The organism is Nonomuraea sp. NPDC048882 (assembly GCF_040649755.1).
GTDB classification, from domain to species: Bacteria; Actinomycetota; Actinomycetes; order Streptosporangiales; family Streptosporangiaceae; genus Nonomuraea; species Nonomuraea maheshkhaliensis.
In genome coordinates this window covers 573,373-591,894 of the sequence record NZ_JBEZGB010000002.1, presented here as the reverse complement: position 1 = coordinate 591,894, position 18,522 = coordinate 573,373, and the positions used below count along the sequence as shown (strand labels likewise).

Below are 18,522 nucleotides of genomic sequence, written 5' to 3'. Positions count from 1 at the left end.
GCCCCGCGCAAGCCGTCCCGACCTGAGACGGCCTGCGCAGGTCGATCTGGATGTCTGCTCACAGGGCGGTCAGCAGGCGGGCTACCTGTGTGCGGTCGTTCACGCCGAGCTTGTCGTAGGCGGCCTGGAGGTGGTTGGCCGCTGTCCGGGTGGAGAGCGTCAGCCGGTCGGCGATCTGCCGGTTGGTCAGCCCGGCCGCCGCGAGCTGGACGATCTCCCGCTGCCGTGGCGTGAGTTCGGGCGTGGCCAGCTCGACCAGCGCCGGTGTGCTGATCCCCGAGCAGCGCCTGGCCAACGCCCATGCCCGGGTCCGCGCACCCCTGGCCAGGGTGCCGCGCCCCGTCTCCCGGTACGCCACCGCCTCGTGCGCCGTGGCCTCGGCCGCGTACAGCAGCAGGCCCCGGCGCTCGAACTCCCCGGCCACCTCCCGCAGCGCGCCCGGATCCCCCAGCGCCCGCGCGTGCCGGGCGAGCAGCTTCACCAGCGGCCCTTCCACCAGGGCAGCCAGCTCCCGCAGCCGCTCCACGGCGGCAGGAGCGGCCCCGAGCCGAACCAGGTCGTGCAGCGCGAACATCAGGTGACCGCGCAGCTCGTGCCGCTCCGCGTGCTCGGCCGCCGCCAGGCACCGCCGTACGGCGTCGGCCACGTCACCGCCCGCCGCCGTCACCCAGACGGAGGCGTGGAGCACGTGCTGACGGGTGAAAGCCCACCGGGACGCCGCCTCTTCGGCCTCGGCCAGCGCCCGCGTGGCCTCGCCCAGCCTGCCGAGCAGCGCGAACGCGTGCGCCTGCTCGGCCAGGCACCGCCCCAGGTACGGCTCGCGTTCCGGCAGCCTGGCCAGATCGTCCCCGCACCGCCGCACCGCCTCCGCCGCGTCGCCCCTCAGCCTGGCCGCCATCGCCAGATGCGCCGCGAACCCGGTCACCGGCAACTCGGCGGCCGGCAACTCCATGCCCCGCTCCGCAGCACGTGCCGCCTCCTCCAGCCGCCCGGAGAACAGGTGCGCCACACACAACGCGTCGAGCAACGTCGGCAACGCGTGCGCGGACTCCAGCACGTCCGGCACAGCCAACAGCGCGTGCGCGGACTCCCGTGCGTCCAGCGACGCGGGAGCGTGCGGCCGGTCCAGCGACGCCCGAGCATCTGCCCGGTGCAGCGGCGTCGGAGTATTGGGCCGGTTTGCTCCGGTGTCCGCCGTTCGGCCGGCTCGGGCGAGGGTGCGTTCTTGGCGGCCCGCGTAGGCGTCCACCCAGGTCTCCAGTGCCGCCGCGTGGGCGCGGCCGCGGGCGGTGGCGGGCACGCAGGAACGGGCTCCGGCCAGCGACTCGGCCGCGTCGCTCAGCCGGCCAGCGAAGCAGTCGGCGACGGCGCGGTAGACATACGCCTCCTGCCGCCACCCCGGCTCCGTCAGCGTCGCGACCGCCGTGTCGAGCACCCGGCACGCCTCGGCGTCCGCACCCGCCCACGCCAGGTTCATCCCCAGGCTGCAGGCGTGCTGCGCCCGCTCGCCCTCGGTCATCGCATCCCGAGCCCCGGCAGCCCTCTGCGGCCCAGCAGTCCCCTGCGCCGCCGACGTTCCCGAAATTCCCGAAACGCCCGACGCCGACAGCGTCCCCGACGCCCCTGCCCCTGACTCCGACACCGACGTTCCCGACGACAGCGTCGACACCGACGACAGCGCCGACGACAGGGCCGACAGTGCCGGGCCGGTCTCGCCCAGCACCGTGAGGACCTCGCCGAGCACCGCCACCGCCCCCACACCCGCCCCCGCCTCGATCGCAGCCCTCGCCAGCCGAGCCGCGAGCCGAGGATCCTGCCGGCTCCACGCCTGCCGCGCCGCCGACGTGAGCAGCCCGGGGTCGGTGGGCGAGCCGCTGTCCAGCCGCCACACCGCAGCCCGCAGCTCGTCCTCGCGCCGCCGCAGCCCCGCCGCCTCCAGCCCTTCGGCCAGTGTCCGCAGCCGCCGCCGCGTCCGCAGGGTGCCGCAGTCGCCGCGGATCACCTCACCGTAGAGCGGGTGGCCGAGCCGCAGGTTCTCGCGCCGGCCGTCGGTCACGGTCACGACCAGGCCGCGCGCCTCGACCCGCTCGACCGCCCGCGCCGAGGTGAGCGCCGTCAGCAGCTCGATGCCCACCGGCTCACCGAACGCCACCAGCTCAAGCACCTCGCGCTCGTCCTGGTCGAGATGGCCGATCCGGTCGCCGACCAGCTCGCGTAGCCGGGTGGTCATGGCCGGCTCGCCGCTCCACCGCCACGTGCCCCCGCGTTCGGCCAGGCAGCCCGAGTCGCGCCCCGCGTGCACGAGCTCGCGCAGGTAGAGCACGTTCCCTCCGCTCACCCCCGCGAGCTGCCGTACGGTCCGCGCCGAGACCTCCCCGCCGAGCGCCGCTTCGAGCACCTGACCGACCTCCGCCACCGTCAGCGGCGGCAGCTCGATCCGCCGCAGCAGCTCGTCCTTCCACAGGGCGGTGACCGGAGCCGGCTGCGGCTCCTCCGACCTGACCGTCACCAGCAGTTGCGCCTCCCCGCTCTCGGCCAGGTAGTGCACCAGCGCAGCCGACGCCTGGTCCAGCCGCTGCGCGTCGTCCACGCTCACCAGCAGCCCCCGCCGCCCCGCCTGTCCGCGCAGGTGCCGCGCCGCCCAGCGCAGCAGGTTCTCGCCGCTGCGCGGCGGCCCCGTCAGCACGTGCGCGAACGCGCCGAACGGGATCGCGGCCGCGGTCTCCGTCCCCAGCGCGTGCACCACCGCGTATCCCGGCAGCCCAGCCACGGCCTGCGCCGCCAGCCTGCTCTTGCCCACCCCTGCCGCCCCGGCGATCATCATGCCCGCTCCCGACCGCAACGCCTCCCGTACGGTCGTGAGTGACCCCCCTCGCCCGACGAACGGCCAACAGCTCCCGTGCTCGCTCATCGTGCCTCCTCTCGTCACCCATCGTGGCGAGAGGTGTTCGCGGGAGGTTCAGGTCGAATCTCTGCGTAGTCCCGCGGCCACCATCAGCATCTCGATGACGGCTTCCGGGCCGCTGAACGGCACCGGTTCGCCTCCGACCTCTTCGAGCAGCCCACGGAGCTGGCCGCCGGACTGCTCGGGCTCGACCAGCCGGACGATGACCGTTCTCATCTGTGCACGATCTCGCCAGGCGGTTCAGGTCTGGTTCAGGTCGGGATGCTAGCCGGGGTACGGTGCGGGCTCGACCTCCAGCTCGCGCATCAGCTCCGCGTAGAACTGGTAGCGCCTGCGGGCGTCGCCGCGCCGGCCCGCCAGGTCGAGCACCCGTACCAGGCCCAGGTGGGCGCGCTCGTCGTAGCGGTCGCGTTCGAGCAGCCGCAGCCAGTAGCGGGCCGACTCGTCGTAGCGGTGCGTGCCGGCCCGCTCGGTGGCGAGCCTGGCCGCCGCCTGCACGTACGCCAGCCGGGCCTGCTCACGCAGCCCCACGGCCCAGTCGGCGTAGGGGTCCTCCTCGCAGAACTCCCCGCCGTACGCGTTCTCGGCCGCCGCCCACCGTTCCAGCGCCTCCGCCGTACGTCCGGCCTGATCGAGCCGTACGGCCTCAGCCACCAGATCCAGAAATATCTCTACATCGACCTGTACGTTGGCCAGCTCCAGCCGCAACGCCCCCTCCTCCGAGACCACGATCTCGTCCGCCGGCCATTCGTGCCCCGGATCCAGCACGGCGCGCAGCGTGGACACCATCACGTTCAGCCGCCGCAGCCCCACCGCCTGGTCCTCCTGCTCCGGCCAGATGATCTCGACCAGCCGCTCCCTGCCGATCGCGCCGCCCCGGCGGCTGACCAGGATCTTCAGCAGGTCACGGGCCTTGCGCGACTGCCAGGCCGTACGCGGTACGGGCACCGCGCCCCTGAGCACGCGGAACGTTCCCATCGTCTCCACGACCACCTTCGCCTGGCGTGGAGGAGCGGCGCGGGCCACCAGCGCGTCGATGCGGTCGTCGAGCGCCCGGCAGCCGATCGCGTGCACCCGTTCGCGCACCGCCACGGCCACCTCGACGCCGGTCGCGGGGTCGGCCAGCGCGGCCCTGACCAGCTCGGCCCTGGCTCGGCCGATGGGGTCGCCGAGCATCGTCCACCGGCGCACCGCCTCGTCGGCGGAGGCGACGTCGCCGTCCAGCTCCGCGCGCACCTCCGCGACGGCCGCCAGCGCGGCGTGGTCCCTGCGGCCGGCCGCGACCGGCTCGACCTGCTCCAGCAGCGCCCTGGCCTCCTCGCGCCGCCCGGCCGCCAGCGCCACCCGTACGGCGGCTATCCTGGCCGCCACCCCGGCGATCCCGTCGGCGTACCGGAGCGCCTGCCGGGCGACGCGCGCGGCCTCGTCGGGATCCTCGTACGCGAGCAGCTCGGCCAGCCCGTTGAGCGCGTGCGACAGCGCCTGCACCTCCCCCGACGGCTCCGCCTGGGCGATCACCCGCCGGTAGAGCGCCGCCGCGGCCCCTCGGTCGCCGCGCAGCGCGTGCACGGTGGCGAGCTGGTTCATGCCGGTGCCGGTCAGCCTGGAGCCCATCGCCTCCCACCTGGCCACCGCGTCGGCGGCCTCGGTCAGTGCCTCCTCCAGGCGGCCCAGCCGGGTCAGGGCCTGGGCGCGGTTGGCCACGTTCAGGGCGGCGAAGGGGGCGAAGGCCACCAGATCCGACAGCCGGCCGGCGATCTCCGTCTCGGCCAGCGCGTCCTCGTACGCGGCCTCGTCCAGGTGGCGTGAGGCCCGGTTCGCGTGGATGCGGATCAGCTGGACCAGGTCGCCGGCCCGCTCGGCGTAGGCCAGCGCCCGCACGTAGTAGGCGTCGTTGGCGCGGCGGTCGCCGTCGAGCGCGGCCAGCATCGCGAGGACCGTGTTGGCCATGGCCAGCGCGCCCGGATCGCCCAGGCTCCTGGCCTGCTCCAGCGCCTTGTCCGCCAGCTCGGCGCAGGACACCCGGTCGCCCTTCAGCCAGTGCACCGAGGCCATCGAGGCGGTGCACATGGCCGCGTCGGCGGGCGGCAGGCCGAAGGCGTGACCCTGCTCGTACATGGCCAGCGCCCGGTCCAGCTCGCCGCGCAGGTGGTCGATGAAGGCCAGCCGCCTGGCCACGGAGGCGTCGAAGGCCGGCCCATCGGCGGCCTGGGCGAGCAGCTCGCGGGCCCTGGTCCAGTGGCCGCGGTTCTGCTCGGCGAAGCCGGCCAGCTTGAGCATCGGGGGAGAGCGCCTGGCGGGCTCGGGCAGCAGCTCCAGCGCGGCCGGCACGTCGCCGCGTTCGGCCAGGCGCGGGCCGTGCGCGTCGAGCAGCGAGGCGGCGAGCACGGAGTGGGCGGTCGAGATCGCCGCGCGCAGGGCCAGCTCGGGCCGGTCGTGCTCGACGTACCAGCGGGCCGCGACCGCCGCCACGTCGTGCGCCTCGTGCCGGTCGAGCGGGGCGTGTTTCGCCAGCACCTGGCCGCCCTGGGAGGTCAGCCGGCAGCTCTCGCGGCCCGGCTCCAGGAATTCGAGGAACAGGCCGCGGCCGGCCAGCGCGTCCAGCGTGTCGGGCGGTGCGCCCAGCGCCCCGGCCAGGTCCGGCGTCAGCACCGGCAGCACCGTGGCGGCCCGCAGCAGCTCACGCATGGCGGCCGGCAGGTCCTCGAACGCGGCCACCGTGAGCCGGTCGAGCGTGGCCGAGTTCGCCGTCAGCCCGGCCACGGTGCCGCGCCAGGCGGCGGGGTCCTCGCGGGCCAGCGCGTCGAGCGCCGCCTGCACCGCCGCGGGCCAGCCGGCGCACGTACGGTGCAACTCGGCCGCGATATCGGCGCCCGCCTCGCCCAGCAGGGCCCGCGCCCAGGCGGCGGTCTCCTCCGGCGTCAGCGCGAGATCGGTGGCGTCCAGGTCGAGCACCTCGTGGTCCTGCCGCAGCCGGGCCGTCGGGAACGGCAGCGGCGCCCGCGACGCGGTGACCAGGTGAAGGTGGCGGGGCGCGGCACGTACGAGCGTCTCCACATACCGGACGGGACCCGGCGCGCCCGCGATCACCTCGACACCGTCGAAGACCAGGACCAGCCCCCGCCGCAGCCGCCGCGACAGAGCCTCGGCCAGCGCGCCCGCCAGCGCCGCCGCCCTGGACGCCTCGTCGGCGCCGGGCCCGAGCGGCGCCCCCGCCGCGGTCACCAGCTCGGCGGGCAGATCGGGCACCTTGGCCGCCACCGCCGAGGCCACCGCCGCGGCCAGCGTGGGCAGGTCACGATCGGCGCTCCCCAGCCGGTGCAGCACCGCACCCACGGCCTGGCTCCAACCAGCCAGAACGGTCGACTTCCCGTAGCCTGTCGTCGCCACGAGCGAGGTGAGCCGGTGTACGAGTGCGCCGTCGAGCCGCCGGTCGAGGGCGGGACGAGGCCGCACCCACCCTCGTTCCACCCCCGCATGCTACGCCCGGCCTCGCCGGGGGACTCCAGAGTTCGCAAAGTGCCACCTCCCGGTAACCAGCGGGCAGGCGCACTATGGTCGTACTTCGACAGGAGGCACCGTGGAACAGGATCTGCCCGGCGGTGCGCGGCTGATCGTCGGGGTGGACGAATCCCCGGCGGCGCGCTGGGCCCTGGCCTGGGCCATCGGCGCGGCGAGGCTGCACCGGATGGCTCTCGTGGCCGTGCACGTCAGCCGCGCGCCCGTCCACCCCTTCCCCGAGGCGCTGCCCGTGCAGCACGCCGTCCGGGCGGGTGAGGAGGCGCGCTGCACCGAGGTGATCGCGGGCGTGTTCGAGGACGTGGCGGGCGGGGTGCCCGACGACCTGGCCACCTTCATGGTCGGCCGCGTCGGCGACCCCGGCTACCACCTCGTCGACCTGGCCCGCGAAGGCGACCTGCTGGTGCTCGGACGGGGGAGACGCGGCGTGCTCAGCCGCATCTTCCTACCCTCGACCAGCATGTACTGCGCACGGCACGCTCGTACGACGGTCGTGATCGTGCAGCAGCCCTCCCCGCCCGACGACCCCGAGATGTCGGGGGAGCGCAACCGCAGATTCTGGACCCGCCGACATCCCTGACCAGGGCCTCTAGCGAATCGTCGACCTGAGCAGGCGCAGTCCCTCCGGGATGGCTTCGGTGCCGATCCCGCCGTACCCCAGCACCAGGCCCGGCTCGGGCGTGCTCCCGTCGTAGTACGCCGCCAGCGACTCCACCGCCAGCTCCGGCACCGGACGCATCATCACACCCGGCGCGAACCGGGCGCACAGGTGCAGCCCCGCCGTTGACGGCACCGGCAGCAGCCGGTCGTCTCCCGCCAGCGCCTCGGCGATCAGAGCGTGCCTGGCGGCGTACTCGCGGGTCGCCTTCCTGATGTGCCTGGCCAGCAGCCCCTCGTCGATGAAACGGGCCAGCGCCGCCTGCGTGGGCAGCTCCCCGTGCCAGTCGGACAACTGCCTGGCCGCGCGCAGGGCCGGCGCGAGCGAGGCGGGCGCGACCAGGAAGCCGAGCCTGAGCATGGGCAGCAGTGTCTTGGAGAACGAGCCCACGTAGATGACGCGGCCCGCCCGGTCGAGACTCTGCAGCGGCTCCAGCGGCCGCTCGCCGAAGCGGAACTCGCTGTCGTAGTCGTCCTCGATCACCACCGCCCTGCGGCGCTCGGCCCAGGCCAGCAGGGCGGCGCGGCGGGCCAGCGACATGGGCGTGCCCAGCGGGAACTGGTGCGACGGCGTGACGTACACGACGCGGGCCTCACCCGGGATCGCCGTGACGTCGATGCCCTCGCCGTCCACGGGAACGCCGGCCACGCGGGCGCCCAGCGAGCGGAACAGCAGGCGGGCCGGGGGGTAGCCGGGCTCCTCGACGGCGACGACCGCGCCCGGCTCGATCAGGACGCGGCCGATCAGGTCGAGCGCCTGCTGGGCGCCGTTCGTGATCAGCACGTCGCCGGGGCCCGCGTGCACCGAGCGGCTGAGGCCGATGTGACGGGAGATCGCCGCGCGCAGCGGCTCGTGACCGGCAGGATCGCCGTAGCCGGCGGCGCTCACCCGCAGCTCGCGGGCCACCAGGCGGCGCCAGGTCTCCATGGGGAACAGGCGCGGGTCGGGGACGCCGGCGCGGAAGTCGTACCGGGCGGGGGTCATGGGCTGCGGGAGGGGCAGGTCATTCCACACCGGACGCGGGCGTACGACGCCTTTCGGGGCGGCCCGGCCCCTGACCGGCTCCGCCGAGACGAACGTGCCCGCGCCCGCGCGACCGACGAGGAAGCCGTCGGCCACCAGGCGGTCGTAGGCGAGGGCGACCGTGTTCCTGGAGATCTCCAGGCTGCGGGCCAGGTCTCTGGTCGGGGGGAGGCGTTCGCCCGATCTGAGGCGGCCGTCGAGGATGGCGTCGAGAAGCTGGCGGTAGACCTGTGCGGCCAGGTCACCGCGGCCTTGGAGGGTGATGTGGACGTCCATCTTGGCCCAATCATTTGGGGGATAATTGGAGCTTATCTCGGGACAAGTGCGGGGCCAGGATGAACGTATGACACCAGCCTCGGCCGTTGCGACTCCCGCCTCCGACTCCCTCGCCACCTCCCCTACCGGCTCTCTCCTTGTAGCCGGGTCGCCGAGCACCGGCGGCGGCCCTGGGGGCGTCGATTTTGGGGGCGTGAGCCGCGGGGACTTGAGCCCTGGGGGCGTGGGCCCCCAAATCCCGAAATATCGCCGCATCCTGGCACAAGCGCAGCTTGCGAACTCCATCGGCGACGGCCTCTACCTCGTCACCTCGGCGTTCTACTTCTCCCAGATCATCGGCCTGTCGGCGGCCCAGATCGGCCTAGGGCTCACCCTGGGCTGGGCGGTCGGCCTGGTGGCCGGTGTACCCCTGGGCCACCTCGCCGACCGGCGCGGCCCCCGCGGCGTCGCCGTCCTGCTCGCGCTCACCACCGCCGTGGCGGTGGGCTCGTTCCTGTTCGTCGGCTCGTTCGTGCCGTTCGTCCTCGTGGCCTGCCTGTACGGCACCGCCCAGACCGGCCTGTCGGCCGCCCGCCAGGCCCTGCTCGCCGCCCTGGTCGAGCCTGCCGAGCGGACCACCGTACGGGCGACGCTGCAGGCCACGCTCAACGGCGGCCTGGCCGTCGGCGCCGGGCTCGGCGGGCTCGCGCTGCACCTCGGGACCCGCGAGGGCTACCTGGCCGCGTTCGCGGTGGACGCCCTCGGCTTCCTCCTCGCCGCCGCCGTCCTGCTCCGGCTGCCTTCCGTACGGATCACCGCCCCCTCCGCCGGCCCCCGTCTCGCGGTGCTCAAGGACCGGCCGTACGCGCTCGTCACGCTGGTGAACGCGGTGATGCTCTTCTACATGCCGCTGCTCAGCCTGGTGGTGCCGCTGTGGATCGCCGGGCGTACCAGCGCGCCCACGTGGGTGGTCGCCGTGCTGCTGCTGCTCAACACGGGTGGCGTGCTGCTGTTCCAGGTACGGGTGGCCAAGCGGGTCAAGAGTCTGCGGGACGCCTCGGTGGCGGTGCGGCGGGCGGGGGTGACGATGTTCGCGGCGTGTGCGGTGTTCGCGCTGAGCCCGTACTGGTGGGGGTTCCTGATCGTGGCGACGGCGCTGCTGGTGGCCGGTGAGATGCAGCTCGCCTCGGGCTCGTGGGAGATCGGCTTCGGCCTCGCCCCCGACGACCGGCAGGGCCAGTACCAGGGCTTCTTCGGCAGCGGCGTGGCCGTGGCCAGGATGCTCGGCCCGGTCGTGCTCACGACGGTCGTCCTGGGCGCGGGCACGCTGGGATGGCTCCTGGTCGGCGCCATGTTCGTCCTGGCCGGCGCTTCCATGACCCCGGCCGTCAACCGCGCCCGGCGAACCCGTGCCTGACGTTCAACCGCGCCCCGCGAACCCGCGCCTGACGTTCAATGGGTGTGGTCATGGGTGGCGGACGGGGCGTGCCCATCGGACAGCGTGGCCGTCGCCGTGAAACTCGCCGTCCGCACCTTCCCCTCGTGCTTGAAGTCGAGGAACAGCCGGTAGTCGCCCCGGCTGGGCGCCTCGGCGACGAACGTGATCTCAGGCCCCGCCTCGTCGCTCTCCTCCGGATGCACGTGCAGGTACGCGAGATCGCCGGCGCGCAGGGCGACCAGATGGCCGTACGCGCCCAGGTAGGGCTCCAGATCGTCGACCGGCTCGCCGTCCTTGCTGACGGTGAGCACGAGCTTGCTCGCCTGGCCGGGAACGATGTTCCCCGCGAGGTTCACGGTGTAGTCGTCGACGGCGGCCGTACGACTGACGTGCGGCAGCGGCTCGGGCCGGTAGTCGCCCGCGGCCTGCAGATCCACCCCCAGCGTGAGCTTCTGCTTACCTTTGGGGACGAAGTCGGCGAACGCCCGGTACGACCCCGCCTTCGGCACTGAAAGGCCGACCGCCCAGGTGCCGTCGGGGGCCATGCTCGGGTGCACGTGCTGAAAGCTCGTGAGGTCACGGGAGGCGACGATGAAGTGCATCTTCTTGTCGTGCGCGACCTCGTAGTCGGTGACCGGGGTGCCGTCGGGGCCGATCACGGTGAACCTGAACTCCGCCGGGGCGCCGCCGGTCGTGATCGAGGTGATCGGGTTGAGCGTGTAACCATCCTGGGAAACCTGCAGCCCACCGGGCACCGTACCGGAGTTGGCCCTGGCTTCATGTCCAGCATGCTCCCCTACCGTCACACTCGCACTTGGGCGGGGAGCCGGCGGACCGACCATGGCCCCCGCCCCCACAGCACCACCGAACACCACAACCAACACCAGACCGTACGGACCGAACCTGGCCGCCGCCTTCATGACCGCCCCACCCTGCAGTTCCACGTGAAACCTGGCACCGTACCCCCTGGGGATGAACAGCGAGCCGCCGACTTCAGGGACCCACATCACCTTCTTCTCGACTTCAGATACGGCGGAAGCACCCACTACGGACGGGCAGATCCGTACCGACTTCCCGAGCCCCCCTCACCTCCCGCACCCAACCCCCACCGGACCAGCACAAGAGTGGGCCACCGGATACCCCGTCCCCGCGCCTGCGCATCAAGCTGGGAATTTTGGCATGATCGAGCTGTTGTCCATCCATGAACCATGAACCGTGGAGCATGAACCACGGCGCATGGAGAATCTTGACCTGCAACGCTCGAACCATCGTCACTGGGATGTTGTCCAAGATGGGACGGGTAGTACGGCCCCACCAGGGGCTGAACACCCGCCCTTCGCACATTCCACACATCTGGTCCGTGCGCAACACAGGGAGCCCGGCCATCCCTTGCTAGGCTGCTTGTCAACCGTTGGGTCTCACCCCGGCAGGTGAGGCCGTCGAAGAAGTGGGGTCACACCGTGAAGAAGCTGCTCGTTCTGGCGCTGATCGCCCTTGGGGGGTTGCTGATCTGGCGTAAGGTGCAGGCCGACCGCGCAGAGCTCGATCTCTGGACCGAGGCGACCGGCAGCGAGAACTAACCGACGGCGAGGCGATGAGTGACGTCGTCCCCATCAAGCTGGTGTGCCTGGACCTGGCAGGCACCACAGTCGGTGACATCGCCATGGTCGAGCGCGCCTTTGCCGAGGCGATCGCGACCCAGGGCATAGTGCCCGGGACCGGAGCGTACGCGCGAGCCATGGTTCACGTGCACCGGTCCCGGGGCTGCCCCAAGATCGATGTCTTCCGTGGGATCTTCCCCGGCAACGAGGCCCAGGCACAGGCCGCGAACCTGACGTTCGAACGCTCCTACGAGGGAGCGCTGGAGCGGGCGGGTCTCGTACCCATGCCCGGAGTCATGGAGGTCCTCGACAAACTCCGTGGCAACGGCATCAAACTAGCCCTGATCACGGGCTTCAGCCGCACCACCCTGAGCCGCATCCTGAGCGTCCTGGGCTGGCACGACAAGATCGACCTGGCCATCTCCCCCGAAGACGCCGGCGGCCGCGGCCGCCCCTGGCCCGACATGGTCCTCCACGCGGTCCTCCGCTCAGGAGTCCCCGACGTCCGACAGGTGGCCGTCATCGGCGACTCGGAAAGCGACATGCTCTGCGGCAAACGCGCGGGCGCCTCCATCGTGGCGGGGGTGATGACAGGCGTACACAGCAAGGAACGCCTGCTCAAGGGCGGCGCAACTCACATCCTCGACTCGATCGCCGACTTCCCGAATCTGGTCCTGAGCGATGACCTTGGTACGACGCAGGTAGCTTCCTCCGCCCGGTAAGCTATCTTCGTCGAAGGGGCCTTAGCTCAGTTGGCAGAGCGCCTGCTTTGCAAGCAGGAAGTCAGGAGTTCGAATCTCCTAGGCTCCACCAGCGACAACGCACCCCCACCTAAGATCACTAAGTGGGGGTGCGTGACTTACTGAGTGACTACGCCTCTTCTTGTACTGGGAAGATACTGTCCATGGCCTCCGCTCCTTCCAGCAGCACCGGCCGGAGCTGGAACCGGTAGACCGTCTCCGTGACCACGGTGTTCGCGTGGCCCACCAGCCGCGAGATGTCCTCGATCGGCACGCCGGAGTCCGACAGGAGCGACACGAAGCTGTGCCGCAGCTCGCGGGGCGTCCACTCGCCACCCGCCAGGCCCGCGCTCACAATGACCTTGCGGAAGTCCCGCCGCACGTTGGTAGCGCTCAGGGCCGTGCCGTTCTTCGTGCAGAACACCAGGCCCTCTGTCCCGCCGACCACCGCGGCCGGCGCCTTCTCCTGGTCCTCCATCAGCAACTGCAACGCCTTCACCGCGCGAGCGGGCAGCTTCAGCGTACGGCGCGACTTCACAGTCTTCGTGTCGCCCTTCTTGCGCACTGATCGCCAGACGTACATAGCGAACTCCCGATGCGCCCACCCGGCCCCAGCGACCGGAAGCCACGCCTGGCGGCTCTCGTCGAAGGCCACGACGTGCGACCACGTCAGCGCCCGTACCTCTTCCGTACGAGCTCCAGTGAGCAGCGAGAGCAGGACGTACGCACCGATCCGGATGTCTGCCCGTTCGGCCGCGACGATCACAGCTTCAGCCTGCGCCACGGACAGAGCTCGGGAAGGCCGGCCAGCCTGCCCATCGGGCACGTCGCACAAGTCGACGACATTCCGCCGCACCTTGTCTCGCTTCATCGCGTTCCTGATCGCCCGGTTGAGCACGGAGTGGAGCAACTTGAGCGAGCGGGTGCTCAGTACGGTGGCCTTGTCGGCCAGCCACTTGTCGACATCCTCCACCGACAGGTCACGGAGCTTACGGCGGCCCAGAGCCGGGACGATATGGAGCCGGGCGAAGTCGGTGTAGAGCCTCACCGTCTTCTCGTCCCGGCCCCGGAGTCCGTGTTCCACCCAGTAGGTCACGGCGTCCGACACGGTGTAGTCGTGCGGCGCGATGGCCAGGCCGTCCTCGTGGTCGCGAAGGATCTCCTTCAGCTTGGCCTTGGCCTCGGTCTTAGTCTTGCCGCTGCCCTTCTTGACGATCCGCTTCCCGGCCGAGTTGTAGCCGATCGTCACTGAGGCGATCCAGCGCTGCCGCCCCTCATCCCAATGAAGACCGCCGTCTCCTGGGCTCCTTCTCTTGGCCATCATCGAGCCTCCGCCTCACGTTCGAGGAGAGCGATGTACTCGCAGATGGCGGTCGAGGGAATCAGCCGAGTCCGTCCTTCCTTGACCGAGCGCAGGCGGCCTGAACGGATCAGCTCATAGATCGACGAACGGCTCTGCCCCAGGAGCGTCATGGCATCCTGGACCCGATAAAGCCGCACGTCCTCGGTCGTGTTCATGATGGAGGGCCCTCCTTCGGTGGGTCGAGAGAGTCGATGAGCAGGGATTCGCCCGGGGTGTAGCCCTGGCCGGCGAAGCTCCAGTGAGCGAGCACGAGCGTGCTGCCGTCCTCCTCCGGCATCAGGCCCGCCGCGCGCAGCTGCTCATGCCGGTAGTCGGTACGTTCCTGCCGAATGGCGCCGAGCGTGGTCGAGTAGGCCCGGGACCGGGTTGAGAAGTGACCGCGGAACCCGAGCATGTGAGCCCACTTGCGCAGCCGTAGGCCGGTCAGCTCGGGATGGGTGCCGGGGTGGCCCAGCTCCCAGGCTGTGCGGATCAGCCGAGCAGCGTGGGCGGTGGCGCCGCGCTCGTGCAGGTGGGTGAGATCGTGTTCATGGATACGGCGATCGAGCGTGCCGGAAGACTCGGCGGCTTTGGTGGCGTATTTCGCGATGTAGCCCGCCACAGCCTGCTCTGACAGCTGGCCGGCGAGGTCGCTCCCGTGGATCGGCTGGACGTCGACCTGACGACCCCAAACGAGATGCCGCGTCGGCTGGCCGACCGTAGGTGCGTCGAGTTTTACGGCGGCGGCGGCCGAGCGGATCGCGTCGTCGAGCAGCTGCACGGTGGCCCAGTGCGGCGGTTCAAGGACGTCGGCCGGATCGGTGGTCCGGGCATCGAGACGGATCACGGCGTGGAAGTGCACGACGCCGCGGGCCTGGTACTCGGCGACTTTGGCGAAGGAGACCCGAACCGCCTTGTTGAACGCGGCCTGGGTCAGGCCGACCGAGGCGGCCAGGCGGCGCCGAAGGTAGATGGTGAAGCGACGCCAGAGATCACCAGCGTGCGCGTTCCACAGCACGTGCCCGATGTAGTCGTAGGTGTCCGGGTCGAGCGGTTGCCCGATTCTGGTGTCGTCGGCCTTGTGGCGCTGGAAGCAGGCCAGACCGGTACGGCGTGGATGGCAGACCTGAGGCTTGCCATCCTTTCCGGCACCGCGATGCACCGGCCCGAACGAGGGCGCCGTCAAAGTGGCGAACACCTTCGGGTGCTCCCGGACGGTCGCCGGCACGCCCTTGGCACCGCCGAGGAGACCAGCCCGGATCAGATGGTAGGTGTCGCGGCGGTAGAGCTCGGAGCAGGACGGGCAGCGAGAGGCACGACGGTTGCCGCACCGGATGAGCAGTTGCCCGTGCGGCTCGTTGTCAGTGCGGTAGTGGGACAGGACTTCACCGGAGATGGCGTTCAGGGTGAGGCTTTCGCCGGTCAGCCGGACTGGTTCCGCGCAGCCGCGCAGGCGGTGGACTTGGTCCAGCCAGCGGGCCAGGTGGGTGCTCGAATGCCGGGCCAGGTCGCGGACGACCGGCCCGGCCAGTTCGGCGAGCGCCCCCGCGTCGCTCACTGAATGATCCTCCTCACGTCGACAATGACGGTGTGCGTGCGACAGGCCGCGCACTGCTGGTCGGCGGGCAGCCGTCGAGCGCAGGCAAGTAGCCGTGCCTGGCCGCAGCCGCGGATGGTGACCGGGTGCTCGCACCGGCCGCTTCGGTCGTGGCCTACGACCTGCCGTGACACACTCCACGGGAGGTCAGCGCCACGGGCGTACGTCTCGATGACGCGGACGCGATACTGGTTGACCATCAACGGCGACGTCTCCTTTGCGATCTCGAAGCCATGACGTTCCGGGCACCCGCCCAGCGGATCGAACTGGGCAAGCTGGGCGGGCACCCGCAACCTCAGCCGTCGCGATCAGTCGAGGAACTCGGCGTCGCTGTCGGCCTGGCTCAGGCAGGCCGGGCAGTCGCCGCAGCCGTGCCAGGAGCCATCGATGAACTCGGGATCGCAGTCCTCAAGCGGTTCGGGCATGGTCAGTCCCTCCCTTCGGAGTGGAGCGATTGATCTCAGCCGTCGCGATCAGTGGAAGGTGACCCAGAACGAGTAGCGGCAGTTCGGGCAGCCGACCTGAAGCCCGTGTTCGCCTACCAGCAGCGCTTGGAAGCGCGCGAGCCGGGTTTCATAGCGGCAGCCAGGGCAAGTCACCCGGTGGTCGTTGACGCCGGTCGGTGTCGACATGGTGGTGGCCCTCCCTTCTAGCGATCGCATTTGGGGCAGGTTTGGGTCCGGACGTACAGGTAGCCGTGGCAGATCGAGCACCGGAGCAGCGGCCGCGGCGGCGGGAGTTTTCTGCTCACCCGAACCAGCGCCCCAGGCCCTTGCCGCGAGCGCCGGCCTGTCGCAGGGCGTTCTCACGCAGCCGCTTGGCCTCCTTCGTACCGACCGCGGCCTGCAGTTCGGCCTCAGCCTTACGCCGCTCAGCGGCGGTCACGCCGTGACCGTTGGCGGCACGGGCCAGCTCGTTCAGCTCATTGGCGTTCTGCGTCCTGGCCCTCAGCTCGGCCAACTGCGCAGCGCTCATCCGATCTCTCATCGCTGCGCCCCCCGAGCCTGCTCACGCTCGGTACGCTCCGCCTCTTGCTGAGCGAGTAGCTCGTCGTAGGCATCGCGTATGGCCTGGGGTTCACCGCCGGGCCAGATACCCGGCTTGCCAGGGTGGAAGATCTGCGTCTTTGCTGCCATCGTGGAGTTCTCCCTTGTGGAGCCTCCAGGGCCGGGAATCTTTGCCGGATGAGCGGCCCTGGAGGAATCTTCGTCGTCTGCCTTCGTTGAAGCTGATCGGTGCTCACGTTCGGCTCCAGGGATCGCTAACCGCCCTGGTCGATCGCGTCGAACATGTCTTCCTCGCGGGCCTTCAGATCGGCCTGCGCTTCGGCGAACGCTTGCCGGCGAGCCTGGGTGAGGCTGTAACCGTTCTGCTCACGGAGCTGTCTGACGCGCTGGTCGAAGTTCATGGCCGTCTCCTCCCTTCTGCCGTTTCAGTCGTCGACGTGGTTGTCGATCCCGGTGCCGGTGCAGTCGCGGCAGGTCTGGTTCTCGCCGTCGATGCCGGTGCCGTTGCAGGTGCAGCACTGGAAGGCCCAAAGAGCCATGGGTTCCTCCTTTGTGGCTCAGAGCCGCGGTTACCGCTTCGGCCGAATCTCCGTGATCATCACGTTCTCGCTGGTGAACGGGAGGTCGTCGTAGAACGCCTCCTCGTGAGGAGCGGCGTTGACCTCGATCTGTTCGCCGTTCTTGGTGTGGATCGTGACCTTCGACATGGCAGTCATCCCTTCGTCTGGGGCCAGTCGCCCCGGGCACCCGCCCGATGAAAGGGGAGACACCGGGCGAGCACCCTGGGCGGTCGGTCACAGCGGTAGGGGATGTGCGCTGAGTTGGTCCATCAGCGCGTCACCTTCGTTCGGGCTTGCCGAGGTCGGTCCACCAGCACTGGTCTGCCTCGCATGTGATCGGCGGCGGCGTGCTGCTACTGGTGGGGGTCGTGGCCGAGATGGTGGGGGCTGGTGCAGCCGGGTCACTCTCGCCGAAACCGCCGGACAAACCCAGCGCAACGAGCGCCACGCCACCGACGGCCAGCAGCGCAACCGTGCCCCTGAACGTCCGGCCCTGCTCAGGCAGGTAAACGCTCACGTCGTCACCGCCCCTTGGTAACTCAGGGCCGCGGTGTACTCATTTATGGCTTGCTCGCTGATCGCGATCGCGCGGTAGGCGATCGGCCCGAAGTCCCGTGCCGTCTGGTAGTGCGTGCCACCACTCGTGGGTGCGCCGATGAGCTCCGCCACCCGATCCACCGCCGCGTGCTGCTCCTGCTCGGTGCCGCTGGCATGCACGCTGACCGTCTCGCCGTAGCTCGGGACGGGCACCTTGGGGTTGTCAGCCAGAAACCGCGCCAGCGCGCGCAGCCCGGCGATGAACTCGGCACGGACGGTCGAGTCGGTGGTCATCATCAGGGAATCTCCTCATCTGTCGATGTCGGTCGAAATTGATGCCTCAGTCGCCGTCCACGCCCAGCCGGTCCACCAGTGCGGCGGCCAACTCCGGGGCGACGTTCATCCGGGTGCGCAGCACTTCAGCGGGAATCCGCCTGCCGTGAGCTGCCTCATACTCGGCGGCCACGCGGCGCGCGTAGCCCACCAGCGCAGGCGCCGGCACTGGCCCGTCCTTATCTGGGGCAGCAAGCGAAGGCGGACCCTGTTCGAGCTGCGGAGGCGCCTCGTTTTCCAGCGCAGCCGTCAGCTGCTCCCGCTGCGCAGGTTCCTCTTCTGCCGGAGCCTCCTCGTACGCGGACACAACCGGGCGAGCGCGGACCGCCACCGCGTCAGATTTGGGATGACTCGCCCGGCGCTCCAACATCGACATGGCGATGAGGAACGCTCCGGCCGGAGTCGCCGCGAGGATCCAGCCCCAGCTGGTTTTCGGAGCTTCGGCCAGGTTCGCGGCCAAGGTCAGCACGATCCCGCCAGCCAGCACCAGAGCAGGCCACGACAGCAGCCCGCGGCGGCGCCGGCCGGTGCGCTTGTCGCGCTGGATCTCCCGCGCAGCCATCACGCACAGCAGGTCGATACAGACGGCCACCGCCCACGCCCGCCAGCCGTGCTGGCCATACTTACGCGCCAGGCTGGAGATGTGATCGAACGATCCGACAGCCGCGATCACAGCCAGGACCGTCACCGGTGCCGAGTCGACCACCACCGAGCGGAGCCGGTTCATCGCGCGCTCTTTCACGTTGGTACTCCCGAATCAGGCATGGATCAGGTAGGGACATGGCGTGATCACGGCTCACGTCAGGCCACGGGGAAGAAGGTCCGCTCTGCAGCCGAGGTTGCGGCTACAGCCACACGTTCCAGCGGTCCTCACACGTCCGGCAGAAGTAGTCGACCCGCAAGACGTCCCGGGCAAACCGGCTGAGGCCGACGCAGGTCACTTCGGTGTCGCTACTGCCGCAGGTCTCGCACACGACGTCATCGAGCTGCAACTTCACCGGCCTCCT

The 18,522-nt window shown here is 70.7% G+C and carries 21 protein-coding genes and 1 tRNA gene; 5 read left to right on the top strand and 17 right to left on the bottom strand.

All coding sequences use genetic code 11. The features are described from left to right. Positions 1–58: 58 nt before the first annotated feature. The 3 genes from AB0C27_RS08055 to AB0C27_RS08045 are packed head-to-tail and all read right to left on the bottom strand — an operon-like array spanning position 59 to position 6,376. On the bottom strand, positions 59–2,911 hold the full coding sequence (locus tag AB0C27_RS08055) for a LuxR C-terminal-related transcriptional regulator (RefSeq protein ID WP_357839562.1): 2,853 nt from the start codon (positions 2,909–2,911) through the stop codon (positions 59–61). 48 nt (positions 2,912–2,959) lie between these two features. Then, positions 2,960–3,121 (bottom strand): hypothetical protein, encoded by a 162-nt coding sequence (locus AB0C27_RS08050; protein ID WP_346109279.1) that lies wholly within the window; start codon positions 3,119–3,121, stop codon positions 2,960–2,962. 48 nt (positions 3,122–3,169) lie between these two features. Further along, positions 3,170–6,376: a BTAD domain-containing putative transcriptional regulator gene (locus AB0C27_RS08045; RefSeq protein ID WP_357839559.1), complete on the bottom strand. Its 3,207-nt coding sequence runs from the start codon at positions 6,374–6,376 to the stop codon at positions 3,170–3,172. A gap of 109 nt (positions 6,377–6,485) precedes the next feature. Between AB0C27_RS08045 and AB0C27_RS08040 the strand changes: the two genes are divergently transcribed. Next, the gene (locus AB0C27_RS08040; protein ID WP_357839556.1) at positions 6,486–7,004 is read left to right on the top strand and encodes a universal stress protein; all 519 of its coding nucleotides are present in this window, start codon (positions 6,486–6,488) and stop codon (positions 7,002–7,004) included. A gap of 9 nt (positions 7,005–7,013) precedes the next feature. On the opposite strand, the gene AB0C27_RS08035 is transcribed toward AB0C27_RS08040, so the two are convergent. After that, the gene (locus AB0C27_RS08035) at positions 7,014–8,381 is read right to left on the bottom strand and encodes a PLP-dependent aminotransferase family protein (RefSeq protein ID WP_357839553.1); all 1,368 of its coding nucleotides are present in this window, start codon (positions 8,379–8,381) and stop codon (positions 7,014–7,016) included. Between the two features lie 223 nt (positions 8,382–8,604). Between AB0C27_RS08035 and AB0C27_RS08030 the strand changes: the two genes are divergently transcribed. Continuing rightward, positions 8,605–9,777, top strand: coding sequence for an MFS transporter (locus AB0C27_RS08030; RefSeq protein WP_357839550.1), 1,173 nt, complete (start codon positions 8,605–8,607; stop codon positions 9,775–9,777). 35 nt (positions 9,778–9,812) lie between these two features. Here AB0C27_RS08030 and AB0C27_RS08025 read toward each other — a convergent pair whose 3' ends face one another. Then, the gene (locus AB0C27_RS08025) at positions 9,813–10,604 is read right to left on the bottom strand and encodes a hypothetical protein (RefSeq protein WP_357839547.1); all 792 of its coding nucleotides are present in this window, start codon (positions 10,602–10,604) and stop codon (positions 9,813–9,815) included. A 654-nt stretch (positions 10,605–11,258) separates the two neighbouring features. Between AB0C27_RS08025 and AB0C27_RS08020 the strand changes: the two genes are divergently transcribed. From AB0C27_RS08020 to AB0C27_RS08010, 3 genes are all read left to right on the top strand, one after another. Continuing rightward, positions 11,259–11,378 (top strand): DLW-39 family protein, encoded by a 120-nt coding sequence (locus AB0C27_RS08020; protein WP_020542320.1) that lies wholly within the window; start codon positions 11,259–11,261, stop codon positions 11,376–11,378. A gap of 14 nt (positions 11,379–11,392) precedes the next feature. Continuing rightward, entirely contained in the window at positions 11,393–12,121 is a 729-nt protein-coding gene (locus AB0C27_RS08015; protein WP_346109290.1) for an HAD-IA family hydrolase, read from the top strand. Positions 12,122–12,136: 15 nt separating this feature from the next. Further along, positions 12,137–12,212 (top strand) — tRNA-Ala (locus tag AB0C27_RS08010). Positions 12,213–12,269: 57 nt separating this feature from the next. On the opposite strand, the gene AB0C27_RS08005 is transcribed toward AB0C27_RS08010, so the two are convergent. The 12 genes from AB0C27_RS08005 to AB0C27_RS07950 form a co-directional block, all read right to left on the bottom strand. Further along, the gene (locus AB0C27_RS08005) at positions 12,270–13,388 is read right to left on the bottom strand and encodes a tyrosine-type recombinase/integrase (RefSeq protein WP_357839542.1); all 1,119 of its coding nucleotides are present in this window, start codon (positions 13,386–13,388) and stop codon (positions 12,270–12,272) included. 71 nt (positions 13,389–13,459) lie between these two features. Continuing rightward, a complete protein-coding gene (locus AB0C27_RS08000; RefSeq protein WP_357839539.1) occupies positions 13,460–13,657 on the bottom strand; it encodes a helix-turn-helix domain-containing protein in 198 nt (65 codons plus the stop codon). Beyond that, positions 13,654–15,039: a replication initiator gene (locus AB0C27_RS07995; protein WP_357839536.1), complete on the bottom strand. Its 1,386-nt coding sequence runs from the start codon at positions 15,037–15,039 to the stop codon at positions 13,654–13,656. Before AB0C27_RS07995 ends, AB0C27_RS08000 begins: the two co-directional genes overlap by 4 nt. Then, positions 15,036–15,365, bottom strand: a complete 330-nt coding sequence (locus tag AB0C27_RS07990) for a hypothetical protein (RefSeq protein WP_357839534.1) — start codon at positions 15,363–15,365, stop codon at positions 15,036–15,038. The genes AB0C27_RS07995 and AB0C27_RS07990 overlap by 4 nt, the downstream gene beginning before the upstream one ends. A 186-nt stretch (positions 15,366–15,551) precedes the next feature. Further along, positions 15,552–15,710 (bottom strand): hypothetical protein, encoded by a 159-nt coding sequence (locus tag AB0C27_RS07985; RefSeq protein ID WP_357839531.1) that lies wholly within the window; start codon positions 15,708–15,710, stop codon positions 15,552–15,554. Positions 15,711–15,825: 115 nt separating this feature from the next. Beyond that, a complete protein-coding gene (locus AB0C27_RS07980) occupies positions 15,826–16,053 on the bottom strand; it encodes a hypothetical protein (protein ID WP_357839528.1) in 228 nt (75 codons plus the stop codon). A gap of 286 nt (positions 16,054–16,339) precedes the next feature. Beyond that, positions 16,340–16,486: a hypothetical protein gene (locus tag AB0C27_RS07975; RefSeq protein WP_357839525.1), complete on the bottom strand. Its 147-nt coding sequence runs from the start codon at positions 16,484–16,486 to the stop codon at positions 16,340–16,342. 168 nt (positions 16,487–16,654) lie between these two features. After that, positions 16,655–16,792: a hypothetical protein gene (locus tag AB0C27_RS07970; protein ID WP_346101268.1), complete on the bottom strand. Its 138-nt coding sequence runs from the start codon at positions 16,790–16,792 to the stop codon at positions 16,655–16,657. Between the two features lie 130 nt (positions 16,793–16,922). Beyond that, a complete protein-coding gene (locus AB0C27_RS07965; RefSeq protein WP_357839521.1) occupies positions 16,923–17,162 on the bottom strand; it encodes a hypothetical protein in 240 nt (79 codons plus the stop codon). Continuing rightward, positions 17,159–17,479, bottom strand: a complete 321-nt coding sequence (locus AB0C27_RS07960) for a hypothetical protein (RefSeq protein ID WP_357839518.1) — start codon at positions 17,477–17,479, stop codon at positions 17,159–17,161. The genes AB0C27_RS07965 and AB0C27_RS07960 overlap by 4 nt, the downstream gene beginning before the upstream one ends. 43 nt (positions 17,480–17,522) lie before the next feature. Then, positions 17,523–18,257 (bottom strand): DUF2637 domain-containing protein, encoded by a 735-nt coding sequence (locus tag AB0C27_RS07955; protein ID WP_357839515.1) that lies wholly within the window; start codon positions 18,255–18,257, stop codon positions 17,523–17,525. Between the two features lie 103 nt (positions 18,258–18,360). Beyond that, positions 18,361–18,513 (bottom strand): hypothetical protein, encoded by a 153-nt coding sequence (locus AB0C27_RS07950; protein WP_357839512.1) that lies wholly within the window; start codon positions 18,511–18,513, stop codon positions 18,361–18,363. Positions 18,514–18,522: the final 9 nt, after the last annotated feature.